Annotated in this window: 11 protein-coding genes; all 11 read right to left on the reverse strand. The window is 26.3% G+C overall.

Going from position 1 to position 16,247, the window contains the following annotated elements:
• Positions 1–241: 241 nt before the first annotated feature.
• Positions 242–892 carry a cyclodeaminase/cyclohydrolase family protein gene (locus NG918_RS10340; protein ID WP_252226062.1) on the reverse strand — a complete coding sequence of 217 codons (651 nt, stop codon included), beginning with the start codon at positions 890–892 and terminating at the stop codon, positions 242–244.
• Between the two features lie 12 nt (positions 893–904).
• Positions 905–2,143 (reverse strand): O-antigen ligase family protein, encoded by a 1,239-nt coding sequence (locus tag NG918_RS10345; protein WP_252226064.1) that lies wholly within the window; start codon positions 2,141–2,143, stop codon positions 905–907.
• Complete coding sequence (locus NG918_RS10350) at positions 2,124–3,287, reverse strand: glycosyltransferase (RefSeq protein ID WP_252213227.1); 1,164 nt, start codon at positions 3,285–3,287, stop codon at positions 2,124–2,126. Before NG918_RS10350 ends, NG918_RS10345 begins: the two co-directional genes overlap by 20 nt.
• Before the next feature lie 5 nt (positions 3,288–3,292).
• Positions 3,293–4,576 (reverse strand): glycosyltransferase family protein, encoded by a 1,284-nt coding sequence (locus NG918_RS10355; RefSeq protein WP_252226066.1) that lies wholly within the window; start codon positions 4,574–4,576, stop codon positions 3,293–3,295.
• 11 nt (positions 4,577–4,587) lie between these two features.
• On the reverse strand, positions 4,588–6,120 hold the full coding sequence (gene murJ, locus NG918_RS10360) for a murein biosynthesis integral membrane protein MurJ (RefSeq protein ID WP_252213225.1): 1,533 nt from the start codon (positions 6,118–6,120) through the stop codon (positions 4,588–4,590).
• A gap of 5 nt (positions 6,121–6,125) precedes the next feature.
• Positions 6,126–6,839, reverse strand: coding sequence for a WecB/TagA/CpsF family glycosyltransferase (locus tag NG918_RS10365; protein ID WP_252213224.1), 714 nt, complete (start codon positions 6,837–6,839; stop codon positions 6,126–6,128).
• Between the two features lie 504 nt (positions 6,840–7,343).
• On the reverse strand, positions 7,344–8,432 hold the full coding sequence (locus NG918_RS10370; RefSeq protein WP_252213223.1) for a tetratricopeptide repeat protein: 1,089 nt from the start codon (positions 8,430–8,432) through the stop codon (positions 7,344–7,346).
• 99 nt (positions 8,433–8,531) lie between these two features.
• Positions 8,532–10,259: a phospho-sugar mutase gene (locus NG918_RS10375; protein WP_252213222.1), complete on the reverse strand. Its 1,728-nt coding sequence runs from the start codon at positions 10,257–10,259 to the stop codon at positions 8,532–8,534.
• Positions 10,260–10,425: 166 nt separating this feature from the next.
• Positions 10,426–11,151 (reverse strand): 2-thiouracil desulfurase family protein, encoded by a 726-nt coding sequence (locus NG918_RS10380; RefSeq protein ID WP_252226070.1) that lies wholly within the window; start codon positions 11,149–11,151, stop codon positions 10,426–10,428.
• A 374-nt stretch (positions 11,152–11,525) separates the two neighbouring features.
• Entirely contained in the window at positions 11,526–13,883 is a 2,358-nt protein-coding gene (locus NG918_RS10385) for an endonuclease MutS2 (RefSeq protein ID WP_252226072.1), read from the reverse strand.
• Between the two features lie 13 nt (positions 13,884–13,896).
• Positions 13,897–16,242 carry a U32 family peptidase gene (locus NG918_RS10390; protein WP_252226074.1) on the reverse strand — a complete coding sequence of 782 codons (2,346 nt, stop codon included), beginning with the start codon at positions 16,240–16,242 and terminating at the stop codon, positions 13,897–13,899.
• Positions 16,243–16,247 lie beyond the last annotated feature (5 nt).

Here is a 16,247-nt window from a genome sequence, read left to right on the forward strand (position 1 = left end):
CTGAGTAATTGAACTTAGGAATACTAAAAACAAGTATAGTCCCATTTTAGCTTGTTCCCAATATAAAATTGAGACAAGCAATAAATATAAATTAAAAATGAAACTCGACTCCTATTTAGTCGCTGAGTAAGTTTGAGGAACGAAATATGAAAATTCCGACTCTCACTTAACTATTTTCAAAATCCAATTACAATGCCATTTTGCCTATTGCATATATAAACATAGATTTAATTGCAAATTATTATTCTTGAAATATAACTGAATTTACTTGTGCTACAATTTCTTCTTTTTTATCTTTAGATTTATTAAATAAATCATCTAATTCTTCTTTTATTTCATTAAAGAATATTTCATCATCTCTTAAGCCATTTAAATTAACTTTGACATTCATTATTGCACTCTCTATAGTGCAGTGTAATAATATTGCTGACATGCCTAAGTCTGATAAAAGCATTTTGTTACCATACTTACTCATAACATCTAAATTTTTATAAAACTCAAAAGATTCTCTTGCTAATTTTAATGGTGGTAACATAGCTTCTTTTGTACCTTCTTTTATAGCATTATTTCTATTGCTTTTTTCTTCTTCTGTATCTTTAGGAAGTTTGTAGCAATCCATTAACTTTAAAAATCCATTTCGATCTTCTTCCATAAGTTCTAGGCTTCTATATGTAAATCCTTTAGATTTTTCTCTAAAATCATCTATCATAGTTTTAATTTCTTCATCTAATTGTTGGTATTTTTTCTTACCTACTGTTAAAGAATATACCATTGAATTCAGTGCACCTGATAATGCACCTATTAGCCCTGCTACACTTCCGCCACCTGGTGATGCTTTATCACTTTCTACATCCCCAATAAATTCTTTAATTGTTTGTTTATAAAATTCCATTAAAAATCCCCCTTATTTATTATTGCTTATATTTTTATTATCTAATATAGATATTATATATCCAAGATATATCCAAAACATAATAGATATAAAACTTATTATATAAACTAAATTACTTTCAAATGCATTTACTGCTAATATTCCAAGTAACATGGAAGATATTGTAGTCATTTGAAGCTTTTCTTTCCCCTTCAGCTTATCTAATCTCTTTATTAGAAATACCATAATACTTATTAGAAAAATTAAAATTAATGCTAATGAAATAATTCCATTTACAGTTGCTATTTGAAGATAAATATTATGAAGTCCACCATATTCTATTCCTGGTAAATATTCAACTATTCTAGCATTTCTTACTGCTTCTATTAAATCTGAATTTCCTACTCCAAGCAACAGATTGTCTTTTATAACAAAACTAGCTGATTTCCATAAAATATTTCTTCCACTTGTAAAGCTATGTAGTCTGTCTTCATCAAAAGTTAATAATACACTTGAACATAATAATGGAATTATTAATAATGCTATTCTTAAATGTTTACTTTTTAAATATACAAATATAAATAAATATATTACAGCAATTATAAGCAAATATGAACTTCTTCCATTTGCTTTTACCATTGTAATACCTTGTATAATAACATTTAGAAATAATAATATTTTCATCTTAATATTATTATTTTTTAACATTAAATATATACTTAATACAACTGCTAATCCTGCTGCTATAGATAAAGCATTTTGATTTACAAAAATCCCAAATGATCGACCTGTTCCAAATACCATATCAGTTGCTTGTATAGTTATCTTCTTATAGTCCACATATAATGATACTATTGATAATGGTAACATTAAAGCAATATAAAAATATGATATAATATTCATTTCTTTTATATTTTGCCTTTTGCTTTTAAATACATCTATTGTATATAAAGATGTAAATATCATTAAATTAACTATCCATATTTTGATGTTTTCCGTAGTCCTATAAGCAAATATGTTAAGTGCTAAAGTAAAAATTATAAATAAAATTATTGGAATATCAAATTTATATATCTTTCTTGTTTTATAATCTTTAAATATCATAATTAATATTAGTAAAATACCCCATGCTAAAACAATAGTATTTAATTTTTTTATTGCTGGAACATATAAAAAAATAGTTGCAAAACCTAAGCTGACTAATATATATAGTAATCTAAAATATAATCTGTTACCTATAAAATTGTAAATTTTATTTAATACCTCTTTCATTTACTTTTTTATACACTCCCTTCAAATTCTTTACCAATAAATCTTCTGAATAATTTTTAACTGTCATATCTCTAATATTGCTTTCATTATAATTTTTATAATTTTCTTTCATATATTTCAATGCAGATATTAATTGTTCTTCATTGTTTTTTTCAACAATAATTCCATTTTTTTTAGTTATTATATCTTCAGCGCCACCATTTTTAGCACCTATAACAGGTTTGCCACAAGCTAAAGCCTCTATATATACAACGCCAAAGGTTTCATGTTCTGATGGTAATGCAAATATATCACAATTTTTCATTTCATTAGCTACCTCTTGCCTTGATAACGCCCCTAAAAAAAATATCTGTTTTTCCATACCTATACTTTTAACTAATTCTTCTAATGAAGATTTTAGAGACCCGTCTCCCCCTATTTTAAGTACCACATTTTCATTAATAAACACTTCTTTAAAAGATTTTATTAACAACTCCATACCTTTTCCCTCTTCAAGAAAAGCACATGAGAAAAAAGTAAGCGTATTATTCTTTGCGTCTTTATTGCACTCTGCTTCCATATTAAATAAAGATAAATCAACCATATTATGAATAACTTCTATATCTCTATTTACATATGTGTTAAGTTCCTTTTTTAAGCCATTACCTACTGCTATTAATGAATCACAACTTTCATAAGCTTTATAAATATGTTTTCTATAACTATCTTTTAAATATTTTGCATACTTTAGTGATGAATGCTCTGTTATAACTAATGGTATATTATATTTTTTACTTATATAAGCTGCAGAAATTCCACCCCACATTGCAGAATGGGCATGTATTATATCAACTTTACCTTCTTTTTTAACTATTTCTTTATATAATTTATCCATTCTCTTATTAAAGCTTTTAAACATTAATGGGTTCTTAGGAAAATAATTGAAATCTTTATATCTATAAGTTCTAAGGTTATCTTCTATACTAAAATTAATTTTTCTTTTTTCTTTTATTTTACCAATTAACGTAAGTGGCCAAATTTCATTATAAGCCACCGTAATTTTTTCATCACTATTAGATAATGCTTTAAACTGTTCTTTAAAAAAGCTTCCATGAATTTTATTTCTTGGTGATGAATACCACGATGGTATTACCATAATATGCATTTTTATCACTTCTCTTCTAATATAGTATTTAGCTTCTTAACTATGCTATTCCATTCATATCTATAATCTGGTTCTGACTTTATATTATTACTTTTATATAAGCCTATTAACCTATATATATTATCTTTTATTTCTTTAACAGAATTACTAGCATTAATGCACTTTTCATTATTCTCAACTATATCTTTAATTGGATCATTATCATCACCATAAATAACAAAAATTCTTGCATCCGTTCCAAAATAATCATATATTTTTGCAGGTATTTGTTTAGAATTTTTATTACCAAATAAAATTAATATTTCTGAATTTAACATATACTTAAGTGCTTCATCAAAAGGTATTCTAGATGAAACTTTTGCTATTTCTAGATTACTTAATTTTCTTTTAACTTCAATATCATCTATGTTGCCAAAAAATAAAATATTAAGTAATTCATAGTCATCTTTATTTTCATTTTTAATCTCTTCTAACGCTTCAATGAAAGGATTTATATTTCTTAATTTAGTAAATATTTCTCCTGTATAAACCATGTTAATTTTATTGCTTTGTATAAGTGATGGAGTATTTTCTAATGATAATTTATTATATAATTCTTTATCAAATCCTCTATTTAATATATAAGTAAAATCGCTTTTAGCTTCAACAACTTTGTATTGATTTAAGTAATCTTTTCTATTTTCTTCAGTTACAAAAATAAATTTATCTGATAATTCAACAACCTTCTTTTCCATATTCTTTTCGATTAGTTTTTTTAATATAAAAGAATTTTGACGTGTTGAATCCTTAAGCCAAGGATCACTCCAATATGTAATCCATGGTATATTTTTGAATTTTCTTTTTATATAGTATGCACACAAATGAGAAGATGGCGGCTCATGCATTGAAAATATAACATCAAATTTTTCTTGTTGCATAAGTTGAATTCCATACTTTGCTGCTTTTTTAGCCCATCCATAATACATATCAGGTATTACAAGTGCATTTTTAATCCTTCTTAAAATTTTTCTATTTTTTATAGATTCTTTATTTATCTTAGATACACTTTGCTTTCTAGGAATAAATTTTTTAAATATTACTCCACCATCAATTAAATGATATTTTATTTTGCTATCCATCATAGAAAATAAATATTCATCATAATATATTGAATTTTTAGGAAAATTAACAGTTAATAAATGTATCTCATTTCCTGGAATTTCGCTTAATTTATTTAAATACTGCAAAGTTTCTATTGCAGCTGAATTATTTATTAATGGAGAATAACAAGCTATAAATAATATTTTCATATGTCCTCCTATTATTTCTTCTTTACTTTGTTTAAAAATAAATTTTTTATCTCCTGTACCTCTTTTATATTAAATAAATTACATAATATAAAATAGCTTATGATACCAATAATAGTTCCAAAAATAATAATCATTATTTTTGGTATTATTTCATCCATAAAATTTATAAATGTAATAATGACTAATCCCATTAAAATTGAATTAATAATTATCTTGAATATTTTAACAAATAAATCTTTATAAGTAAAATTACGTTCTAATTTTGTAATACTAATAAATAATAAAATCGAAGTTATCATCATAGCTATAGAAGATGCTAATGCTACTCCATATATTCCTATAGTTTTTGATAATATTATGCTTAAACATATATTTATGATTACTCCTATAATTCCATTTACAGTTGTAATCTTAGTTTTTCCCATAGAAAATAAAGTAGAATTTAATATATCTCTCATTCCAGTAAAAAATATTCCAACTGTATATCCAAGTAAAGCTAAACTTGTTAATTTTACTGCATATTCTGTGAATTTTCCTCTTTCATATATAATACTTACAATATCTTCTTTAAATATTATAACTCCAACTGTAATTGGTATTAAAATTAGAGCTAAATATATAAGAGATTTTTTTAATAATTCTACAAACTCATCTATTTTTTTTGCATTCCTAGCATTAGCCATCATAGGATATGCAACACTAGATATAGATGTTGTTATTATACTATTTATAAAAAATATAAGCTTTTCTGCATAACCTAATGCTGAAATAGATCCGATCTCTAATGATGATGCAATTCTTTTGTCAACTATCATATTTAGAGAATTTGCACCCGCTGCTATAACCACTGGAATTATTAAGAATAAAATGGCTCTTAATCCTTCATCTTTTAAGTTAACAAAAAATTTATATTTATACCCATGTGATACTAACGATGGTACTTGAACTACTACTCTAAAAAAGTTTCCTATAACATTAGCTATAGTTAATCCAATAATATCATAACTTCTAAAAAATAGTAAATACACTATCATAGGTAAATTAAAAAACAAACCTAATATTGATGGTATAACAAAATCTTCATTAACTTGTAATAATGATGTAAAACATGCGTTAATTGACATAAATAATAAATTAATCAGTGTAATTCTAGTTAATCTAATTGCTAAAATAGTTGTTTCTGTATCAAACCCTTTTCCCAAAGCCATAACTATTTCTTTTGAAAAAATACTAGTTATAGCAAAAAATATAACTGAAATAATAAATAATATATTAATCACATTATTAGCAAAATAATACATTTCATTTTTGCCTTTTTTCGCCTTTATCTTACTTAGTACTGGTAAAAATGATGTAGAGATTGCAAGGCCTATAAGCATAAATATAGTTTCCGGTACAGTAACAGCAATATTATATGCATCTGTATACATACCAGCTCCAAAATTATTTGCAATAAGCATATCTCTAACAAAACCTATAACTCTGCTTATACACGATACTATCATTATTATTAAAGTAGATTTTAATAAAGTATTCTTCTTCATATTTATCACCTTTTATTATACTTTAATACTTTTATTAAAAACTTAGGTATAGAAGTAAGTCTTGTTATTCTCCAAGGTTCCTTTATCACCCTGTAAAGCCATTCAAGTCCTAAATTTATCATCCATTTAGGTGCTCTTTTAGAAATTCCTGAAAATATATCAAAACTTCCTCCAACACCCATAAATATATTACAAGGTAATATATCCATATATTTTTCAATAAAATATTCTTGTCTTGGGCATCCCATAGCAATAAAAATAGCCCAAGGCTTTTTCTCTTTTATTTCATCTTTTATTTCAGCACAACTATCTAAATCAAAATATCCATTATGTAAACCGCATATATCTAAATTATTAAATTCATTTTTAATATTTTCCGCACATTTTTGAATTACTTCTTCTTTTGCTCCTAATAAATAAATAGATTTATTTTCTAAATTAGCTTTTGATAAAAGATCTTTCATAACCTCTATTCCAGCTATTTTTTCTTTTACTGGATTTTTTAACAATTTAGAAGCAAGAACTGTCCCTACCCCATCAGGAATAATTACAGAGTTGTCTTCTTTAAAACATCTATTAAGTATTTTATCATTTAATCCATTAAATAATATCTCTGGATTTCCTGATATAATATTTATCTTTTCAAATTTCTCTATGTATTTCATCAGTTCTTTTTTGTTGCCATTAAATATTTTAAAATTAAGTATATCTGTAAACATAAAATTCGCTACTTAAAATTACAAAGTTAAAAATTTAGATATAATTTAAAGTAGTTTCTCCTTTCATTATGTAGTATTTTCATAAATATAATACTTATTATTGATTAGACTATTATATCATATAATAAATCCCTTTTTATGTATTAAAATAATAATTTTTTAAAATTGCTATGTTTTAGCAACGTGTTGATATATGCATATTAAAACATCTTTTCCTATATATAAAAAGCACTAACAAAATATCTAATGCTATTTTGATAGTGCTGAAATAAAACCCTTTATTTAAAAATAGTGTTCATAATTTTAGTATAAGGGCGCAGTAGCATTGAAATTTACTTTTTAGAACTCTTAATAGATATTTGTTGAATTAATTGCTTGTCACAATGTTTCATTGGGAGCATGCATTAATTAGACTAATATCTGTTTTAGTGTTCTTAAATGAAATTTCCCTGTCTACGAGCTTTATACTAAAATTATAAACTTTCTTTTAAAACACAAACTTAACTATTTAGTTAAAGCTTTTTCTAATTGACTTACAATTTCATCTTCAGGTTTTAATTTTTTAGCAATTTCTAAATGAAGTTTTGCTTGTTCATTATCGCCTAAATTCATATAACACATTATTATGTTAGTACAAATTTCAACATCTCTTGAAGCCTCAAAAGCCTTTTTAAAGTATTTTATTGCTTCTTCATAATTACCAAGACAAGCATAATTTATACCAAGTTCATTAACTACTTCTAATATACCTGATTCAATACTTAAACTTTGATTTAAATAGTATATAGCTTTTTCATAGTTTTCTAAATTTCTATATCCAACTGCTAAGTAATAATATAAAAGTGGATTTGTTTCAAATTGGTCAACTAATGGCAATAACATTTCTATTGCTTTTTCTGGCTTTTCATTTAAAAGCTCTATTGCTTTTTCATATTGACTTACATTGTTAATATCGTTGATTATTTGATCTATCTCTCCGCTCTTTACTCCGCCTTTATTTAGGTAGCTATTAATTTCTTCTTTAGCATTTATAAAGTCTCCATCATCTCTTAATATAAGTGCATTATACAAGTAAGGTTCTGGCATATTTTTAAACTTTATCTTTCCTTCTTCAATATCTTGTAATAGTATTGATTTGAATTTAGAATCCTTTTCTCTCAAGGCTTCCCCTGTCAATAATAGATTTTTAAAAACCTCTTCTTCTCTATTATATATATATAATCCTTTTAATAATATATAAGCTTCTTCTAATCTTTCTTCTTTAATTCTATTAGCTATAAGACTTTTTATAGATTCTTCGGCATTAGCAATATAAGTTAAAATAATTCCATAATCATCATTAAATCTTAATTTTTCATCACATGCAAAACATATAAACATTCCTTCAATAAAATAATATATAGGTAAGTTCTTCATTTTTATTTCATCATTAACATTAGATGTTATATATTCTGAACTTATAGGCATATATAAATCTTTATTTTTAAATGTCACATATTCCGGAATATTTACAGTCTTTTTAAATCCCTCTATATCCATTTCTAAAAATAATATCTTACTTAATTTTTCCTTCAACATTGTTTTATAATCCATTATGTTACACCACCTAATTTTATCTTGATAGTATTTAAGAACAAAAGCTGTCTCAAATGATTATTATATCACTTAAAACAGCTTATTTGTAGAATTAATTTAGTTTAATTTTTCATTAATTAATTTCATGACATTTTCTTTGAATTCTGATATTTGCTTTTCAGCATCAGTCAAGCTATTTCCCTTAATAGATAAATAAACTTTCATTTTGGGTTCAGTTCCTGACGGTCTCACTACAAAATAAGAATCATCTTCAAGTATAAATTTTAATACATTTGATTTTGGTAAATCAATTGCTACCTTACTTCCGTTTTCTACATCTTCATCCATACTTAATTTATAATCTAATTTTCTGACTACTTTTACATTATTAATTTCACTTACTTTACTATTTCTCATAGCATCTATACAAGAAGCTATTTTTTCTTGACCTTCTTTTCCTGCTAATTCTAAAGATACAAGAGTTTCTTTAAAGTATCCATATTTTTCATATAATTCTATTAAAGCATCATATAAACTCTTTCCATGTTCTTTATAATATAAACACATTTCACATATTAACATTGAAGCTATTACTGCATCTTTGTCACGAACAAAGTCTCCTGCAAGATATCCATAACTTTCTTCAAATCCAAATAAGTAAGTATGTTCTCCTGATTCTTTAAATTCTCTTATCTTTTCTCCTATATATTTAAATCCAGTTAGTACATCTAATATTTCTATATTAAAATCATCAGCAATTGCTTTAGCACCTTCTGTAGTTACTATTGTCTTAATAACTACTCCATTTTCAGGTAACTTATTCGTTTCTTTTAATGAACTTAACATATAATGAGTTAATAATAATCCAGTTTGGTTACCAGTTAAAACTTTGTATTCACCTTTGCTGTCTTTTACAACAACACCAATTCTATCACAATCAGGATCTGTTCCAAATATGATATCTGGATTTGTGCTTTGTGCCATATTTAAAGCTAATTTAAATACATCTGGATTTTCTGGATTAGGATAAGATGCTGTTGGAAAGTTTCCATCTGGAGCTTCTTGTTCTTTTACAACTTCTACATTTGTATATCCTAATTCTTTTAATACTCTTCTAACTGGAACATTGCCTGATCCATGAATTGGAGTATATATAACATTTAAAGTATTAGCTTTTTCACTAACTAATTCTTTTCTAATAGTTAAAGATTTTACTTTTTCCATATAAACTTTATCTAATTCTTCACCTACATATTCAAGTAAACCTTTTTCTAAAGCATCTTTTTCATCTATAATTTTAATTTGTGAAAAATCTTCAATTTGGTTAACACAAGTTATTATTTTGTTAGCTTTGTCATCTGTAACTTGTCCTCCAAATTCATCATAAACCTTATATCCATTATATTGTTTTGGATTATGTGAAGCGGTTACAACTATTCCACCACTACATTTTAATTCTCTTGTAGCAAAAGATAACACTGGTGTTGGTCTTAAACTTTCATATAAGTATACTTTTACATTGTTAGCGCATAATGTAAGTGCTGCTGCCTTAGCAAATTCCTTTGACATATTTCTAGAATCGTATGCAATTGCAACTGCTGGTTTGTTAAAGTTTTCATTTAAGTAATTAGCAAAACCTTGAGTGGCTTTTGAAACACTATATACATTCATTCTGTTGCTTCCTGCACCAATTACACCTCTTAATCCACCTGTACCAAACTCTAAATCTTTATAAAATCTATCTTCTATTTCTTTTTCATCACATATAGCTTTTAATTCATTCTTTGTTTCTTCATTTATACTCTCAGAATTAAGCCATGAGTTATATTTTTCTTTATAATCCATATATGTTCCCTCCCATTTGTATAAATCATTTGTTAAACATTTATACTAACTTAACAAAATTTTACTTAATACTTCTATTATTATACAATACTTATCCATAATAAAAAATAGTTTTTTTAATATTTTATAGTATTTAGTAATAAATTTTTCCAATTACTAACATTTCTTATTTTTCATGTTCATTCTTTATAGTTTTAATTTCCTCTATTGTTAGCCCTGTAGCTTCTGATATTTCATCTATTTCAGTAAATCCCATAAGATCTTCTGCTAAAGATATTATTAGTCTTTTTACATTATCCTTAACTCGACTTGGCAAATCAGAAAATTCATCTAAACATTCTGTCAAATCCAATGACTCATCATAATCATCTTCCTCTAAGTTTAAAAATTTTTTTCTTTTTAATTTGTTTTCAAAATATTCATTTAAATATATTAATTTTTCATTATTAGGTTCTATATCTTCTTCAGAAAATACTTCTATTCCTTCTTTTTGCAATAAGTATGCAGTAAGTCCCATTCCATCTATTTTGTTTCCTTGAAAGCTTCCATCATATACTTTATTAACACCACATGATGGACTTTTTTCTTTTAAAATAGCCTTTGTAGCATTCACTTCTTTAGCTATCTTTAATGTTTCATATGCACCTTTTACAAATTGATTTGTAACATCTAAACCATCTTTTGTAATTGCTATTCCATGCCCTTCTAGTATATCCTGAGCAGAATTTTTTAATTCTACTGGAGTTCTAGGAGTACTTAATCCTCCAAGTTGTTCAGGACATACCAAAATAGCTTTTCCTCTTCTAAATAACTCAACACACTTTTCATTTAAATTATTTTCCCCACTATATTTACAGTTAACTCCACATAAACATGCACTTATAATATACATGCACTCACCTCAAAATTTCTTCATATTTATTTCTTATTCTACCCTATTTTAAATATGTTGATCTTTTGTTATAAAGGCGAAGTGGCATTGAAATTTACTTTTCTAGAACTCTTAAGTAAGAGTCAAAATTTTATATTTTGCTACTCTTACTTACTCAGCGAATGTACTTGAGTTGAGTTTCCTTTTAGCCTTACAATTAATTGCTTGTCAAAAGTAAGTGTCCAAATTTCATATTTGAAAACACGAACTTTCACACAGTACAATGTTTCATTGGGAGCATGCATTAATTGGACTAAGCTTTATTTTAGAGTTCTTAAAACAAATTTCTCTGTCCACGAGCTTTATACAAAAGATCAATATTTCAAAACATCACATTATTTTAGTTCGACTATTGTTGCACCATCTCCACCTTCACCATATCCACCTAATCTATAATTTTTAACATGTATATGTCTCTTAAGCATGTCATTTATTGCTTTTCTAAGAATTCCAGTACCTTTTCCATGAACTATTGTTACTTCTCCAAGATTGCCCATATAAGCATCGTCTAAATACTTATCTACTCTATAACAAGCTTCTTCTGCATCTAACCCTCTTAAATCTATACGATTTTCAACTTTACTTAAATTTAATTTTAATTCTCTCTTTTTCTTTACCTTTTCAACTTTAGATTGTTTAGTTTTTCTAAGATCCTTTAACTTAACTGAAATTTTCATAATCCCAGCTTCAACTTGTACTTCCCCTTTATTATCAGGCATAGAAATCACTATCACATTTTGATTGAAAGATGGCAAAAACGCTTCCATACCTAATGTTACTTTTTCAAGTACTTCACCATCATTTTCTTTCATTTTATATAAATTCTTTTCTTTTTCTTCTAAACTATCTTTAAGTTTTTTACGTTCTTCTTCTAGTCTTTGTCTTCCACCACTTGAAATACCAAGTTTTTCAAGTTCTCTCATAGCTTTTAATATATCATCTGCTTCGTCTTTTGCATTAGATACTATCTTTTTAGCCTCTTCTCTTGCTTCCATATAAGCCTTATCTTTAACTTTTTCAAGTCTTTCAAGCTTTTGTTCATATTTATTCTTTAATTCTTCCGCTTGATCTTTAATGACTTTTGCATCTCTTGCATCTTTTTTAGCTATAATACTCTTTTCTTGAAGATTTCTTATTAAGCCTTCAAACTCTAAATTTTCTTTAGACATATAATTTTTTGCACAATCTATAACTTCTTTTCCAAGTCCTATTCTTATAGAAATCTCAAATGCATTGGATTTTCCTGGAACTCCAATTAACAATCTATATGTAGGTCTTAATGTATTAATATCAAACTCTACAGATGCATTTTCAACTCTCTCTTTATTTAATGCATATGCCTTTAATTCACTATAGTGAGTTGTTGCTATTAATTTTGCACCTTTACTACTTAAATTTTCTATAATAGCTATTGCAAGTGCTGCACCTTCTGCTGGATCAGTTCCTCCACCTAATTCATCAAATAGAATAAGTGATTGTCTATTATCATATTCCATGATATTTACTATATTAGTTAAATGAGATGAGAAAGTTGATAAACTCTGCTCAATACTTTGCTCATCTCCTATATCAGCAAATACTTCCTTAAAGAATGATACTGATGAATTAGAACTTGCAGGTATAAGCAGTCCACTCAATGCCATTATATGAAGCAATCCCACTGTTTTTAATGTAACAGTTTTACCACCTGTATTAGGTCCAGTTATCATCAAAGTGTCAAATTCATCACCTAAATTTACATCTAAAGGTACAACTTTATCTTTTTCAATTAAAGGATGTCTACCAGACATTATGTTGAATATTCCGTCATCTCTTACCATAGGTTTTATTGCATTTAATTCACATGCATATTTACCCTTTGAAAAAATAAAATCTAAATTAGTAAGTATTTTAAAATTACTCTCGCAGTGTTCTGCATTCATTTTTACTTTTAATGACAATGCTGAAAGTATCCTATCTATTTCAGCCTTTTCTTTTAACATAAGTTCTTTTATTTCATTATTTAAATTAACTAACCCCATAGGTTCTATAAAAAGAGTAGCTCCTGTTGAACTTTGATCATGTACAAGCCCTGGCACTGAACCCTTATATTCAGCCTTTACTGGAATTACATATCTATCACCTCTTATTGTATATAAAGAGTCTTGTAAATACTTTGAATTACTTCTAACTATTGAATTTATTTTTTCTCTTACTGAAGAATTCTTTTCTTTTAAACTTCTTCTTATATTATATAAAGTAGTGCTAGCATTATCACTAACTTCATCTTCTGATAAAATAGATCTCTCAATTTCTTTTTCCAAGTCATTAATAGGTGCTAATATATACGCTAAATCTTCTAACTTAGGAAAAGATACTTCTTGTTCTTCTCTTTTAAAAAATTCCTGCATTCTTCTAGTTGCTGTAAGCATTCCTAATACCTTTAATAATTGTTCTGGCGTTAATGTACCTCCTTTTTTCGCTCTTTGAAGTATATCTCCTATATCACAAAGACCTTCTATTGGAGGATTACCCTTCTTCATTAATATTTCAAGTGCCTCATTAGATTCTTCTAATCCATTGTTTATTTCATATGTATTGTCATAAGGTACAAGTTCATCTACTAATTTCTTAGCAGAACTGCTATATGCATACTTTTTAAGTATTTCCTTTACTTTATTAAATTCTAAAACTCTTAAAGATCTCTTGTTCATTTATAGTTCCCCTCTATTCTACACCACGTTTATAATGACCTTTAGTATAGATTCTATTTTCACTTTTTTTAAGTTTTTTCACTTCTTCTAATATCACTTTAACTTCATTATAAGTTTCATCTTTAAAGTCAAATCTAAACGTAGATATATTAAATGTTTTTAACTCTTCAATTTCTTCTATTAAATTTAAAGAAAGTGAATTTAATATATGACTTCTACAGCTATTATCACCTAATACTTTAAATGTTTCATTTTTTCTATCTACTAATGTGAATTCATCTCTCATACAAACTCCATTACACTCTTTAGAAGTAGATTTATTTCCAAATGTACTTCCTATTGGACAGTACTCACTAACCATTAATTCTGTTTTTCCATAAACACCAACTGCAACATTATAATTAACACTTTTCATTATTTCTTTAATTTCTTTTCTGTTTAATTCTAAGCTTAATGTTGGAATCTCAATATCTTTCCTATAAAAATCTAAAGCTTCTTTATTAAACAGATTTAATTTATAATCACCTATTATAAATAATTTATCTTTATATAAATTAAGTATTCCTACATTTGAAGTTATTAATCCTTTTATATATGGAATAACTTCATCTATTTGTTTAACTACATTTTTAAATTCTTCTTTTATTATATTAGGAGTCATAAAATATAAGTTTTTATTTTCTACATTTTTAAAATCACTTATATTTAACGCACCTTTATGCTTAGTATAAGATATATCTAATGCTATGTTTTTAACAGTATGATCTTCTAATAATGCTTTCAATTGTTCTTTATTTATACAACTATAAATATAACCTAAACTTTCGCCTGATTTCAAGTTTTCACCTAAAGTATCAGCCTTAAATCTTTTACGCCTATAAGAAGAAGCTTCTTCTTTTAATATTTTTTCAAATAATTCTCTTCTTAAGTTATTTAAAGAAGCTATTCTTATAAATCCGTCTTCAAAAGCATTAAATAATACTTTTTCGAACTTATATGGTATTTCTCCAGATTTCATTAAACATTCTTCTACTCTTTTTATATCTAATGGTGACTTCTCTGCTACTTCAACTGTATCGCCTAAAGCTTCATATTCTTTTCCATTGAATTTAGTTTTTAATTTTAAAGGTAAACCAACTCTAAATTCTAATTCACCTTGTAATAATACTTTTCTTTTATATGGTTTTACATAGTCCTTTAATTCATCATATAACTTTTTATCAGACATTCTGTATATTAAATCACCTTTTTTATAACCACTAGGTATTAATTTAACTTTATCCCCTTTAAGTGCTTCCTTTACTTCTTTGCCATTAAGTAATATTTTACCTAATACAAATCCGTCATTCCTATATCTTATTCCGTCTCCAATGCTTATATTTCCATCTAATATAATTTCATTTTTATCAACAGCCTTACCTATAGGAATACCAGTATTTTTAGGAAAATTATAACTCATCATATCTTTTCCTGTATTTTTATAAAGATATGCTTTAGAAAATCCTTCTCTATTAAATAACTGAGCTAATTGAATTCTTCCCTTTTTTAAATCAAATTTTTGTTTACAAGTTACTCTATCAATTGCTTTTCTATAAGTATCTACAACTCCTGAAACATACTCAGGTCTCTTCATTCTTCCTTCTACTTTTAAAGATGATGTTCCACTTTTTATTAATTCTTCTACATCATCAATTAAGCACATATCTTTTGGGCTAAGTAAATATGCCTTTTTAGGTGAAGTATTTTCTCCTTGTATTGTATATTCCATTCTACAAGGTTGAGCACATCTTCCCCTATTGCCACTTCTTCCTCCTATCATAGAACTCATTAAGCATTGTCCTGAATAGCATACACAAAGTGCTCCATGTACAAATATCTCTGTTTCTATACCTAAATCCTTTGATATATACTTAATTTCATTCAAAGAAAGCTCTCGAGATAAAACTATTCTAGACAATCCCTTTTCTGTAAAATACATTGCACCTTCACCATTATGTACTGTCATTTGAGTTGATGCATGTAATTCAAAATCTGTATATGTTTTTTGTATTAAATTAATAAGTCCCGTGTCTTGTATAATTAAAGCATCTACCCCTATATCATAAAGATATCCTGCATATTTTAAAGCTTCTTTTATTTCATTTTCTTTTAATAAGGTATTTATAGTTACATATACCCGAGCTCCATAACCATGTGCATAATCTACAGCTTTCATCATCATTTCATTATCAAAATTTGATGCATATGCCCTTGCAGAAAATTTATTTCCTCCTAAATAAATAGCATCAGCGCCTCTATTTATAGCCGCTATTAAACTTTCCATACTACCTGCTGGTGCTAACAGTTCTATTTTTTTCATTAATT

This window comes from Clostridium sp. ZBS2, assembly GCF_023845855.1.
Lineage (GTDB): Bacteria > Bacillota > Clostridia > Clostridiales > Clostridiaceae > Clostridium > Clostridium aquiflavi.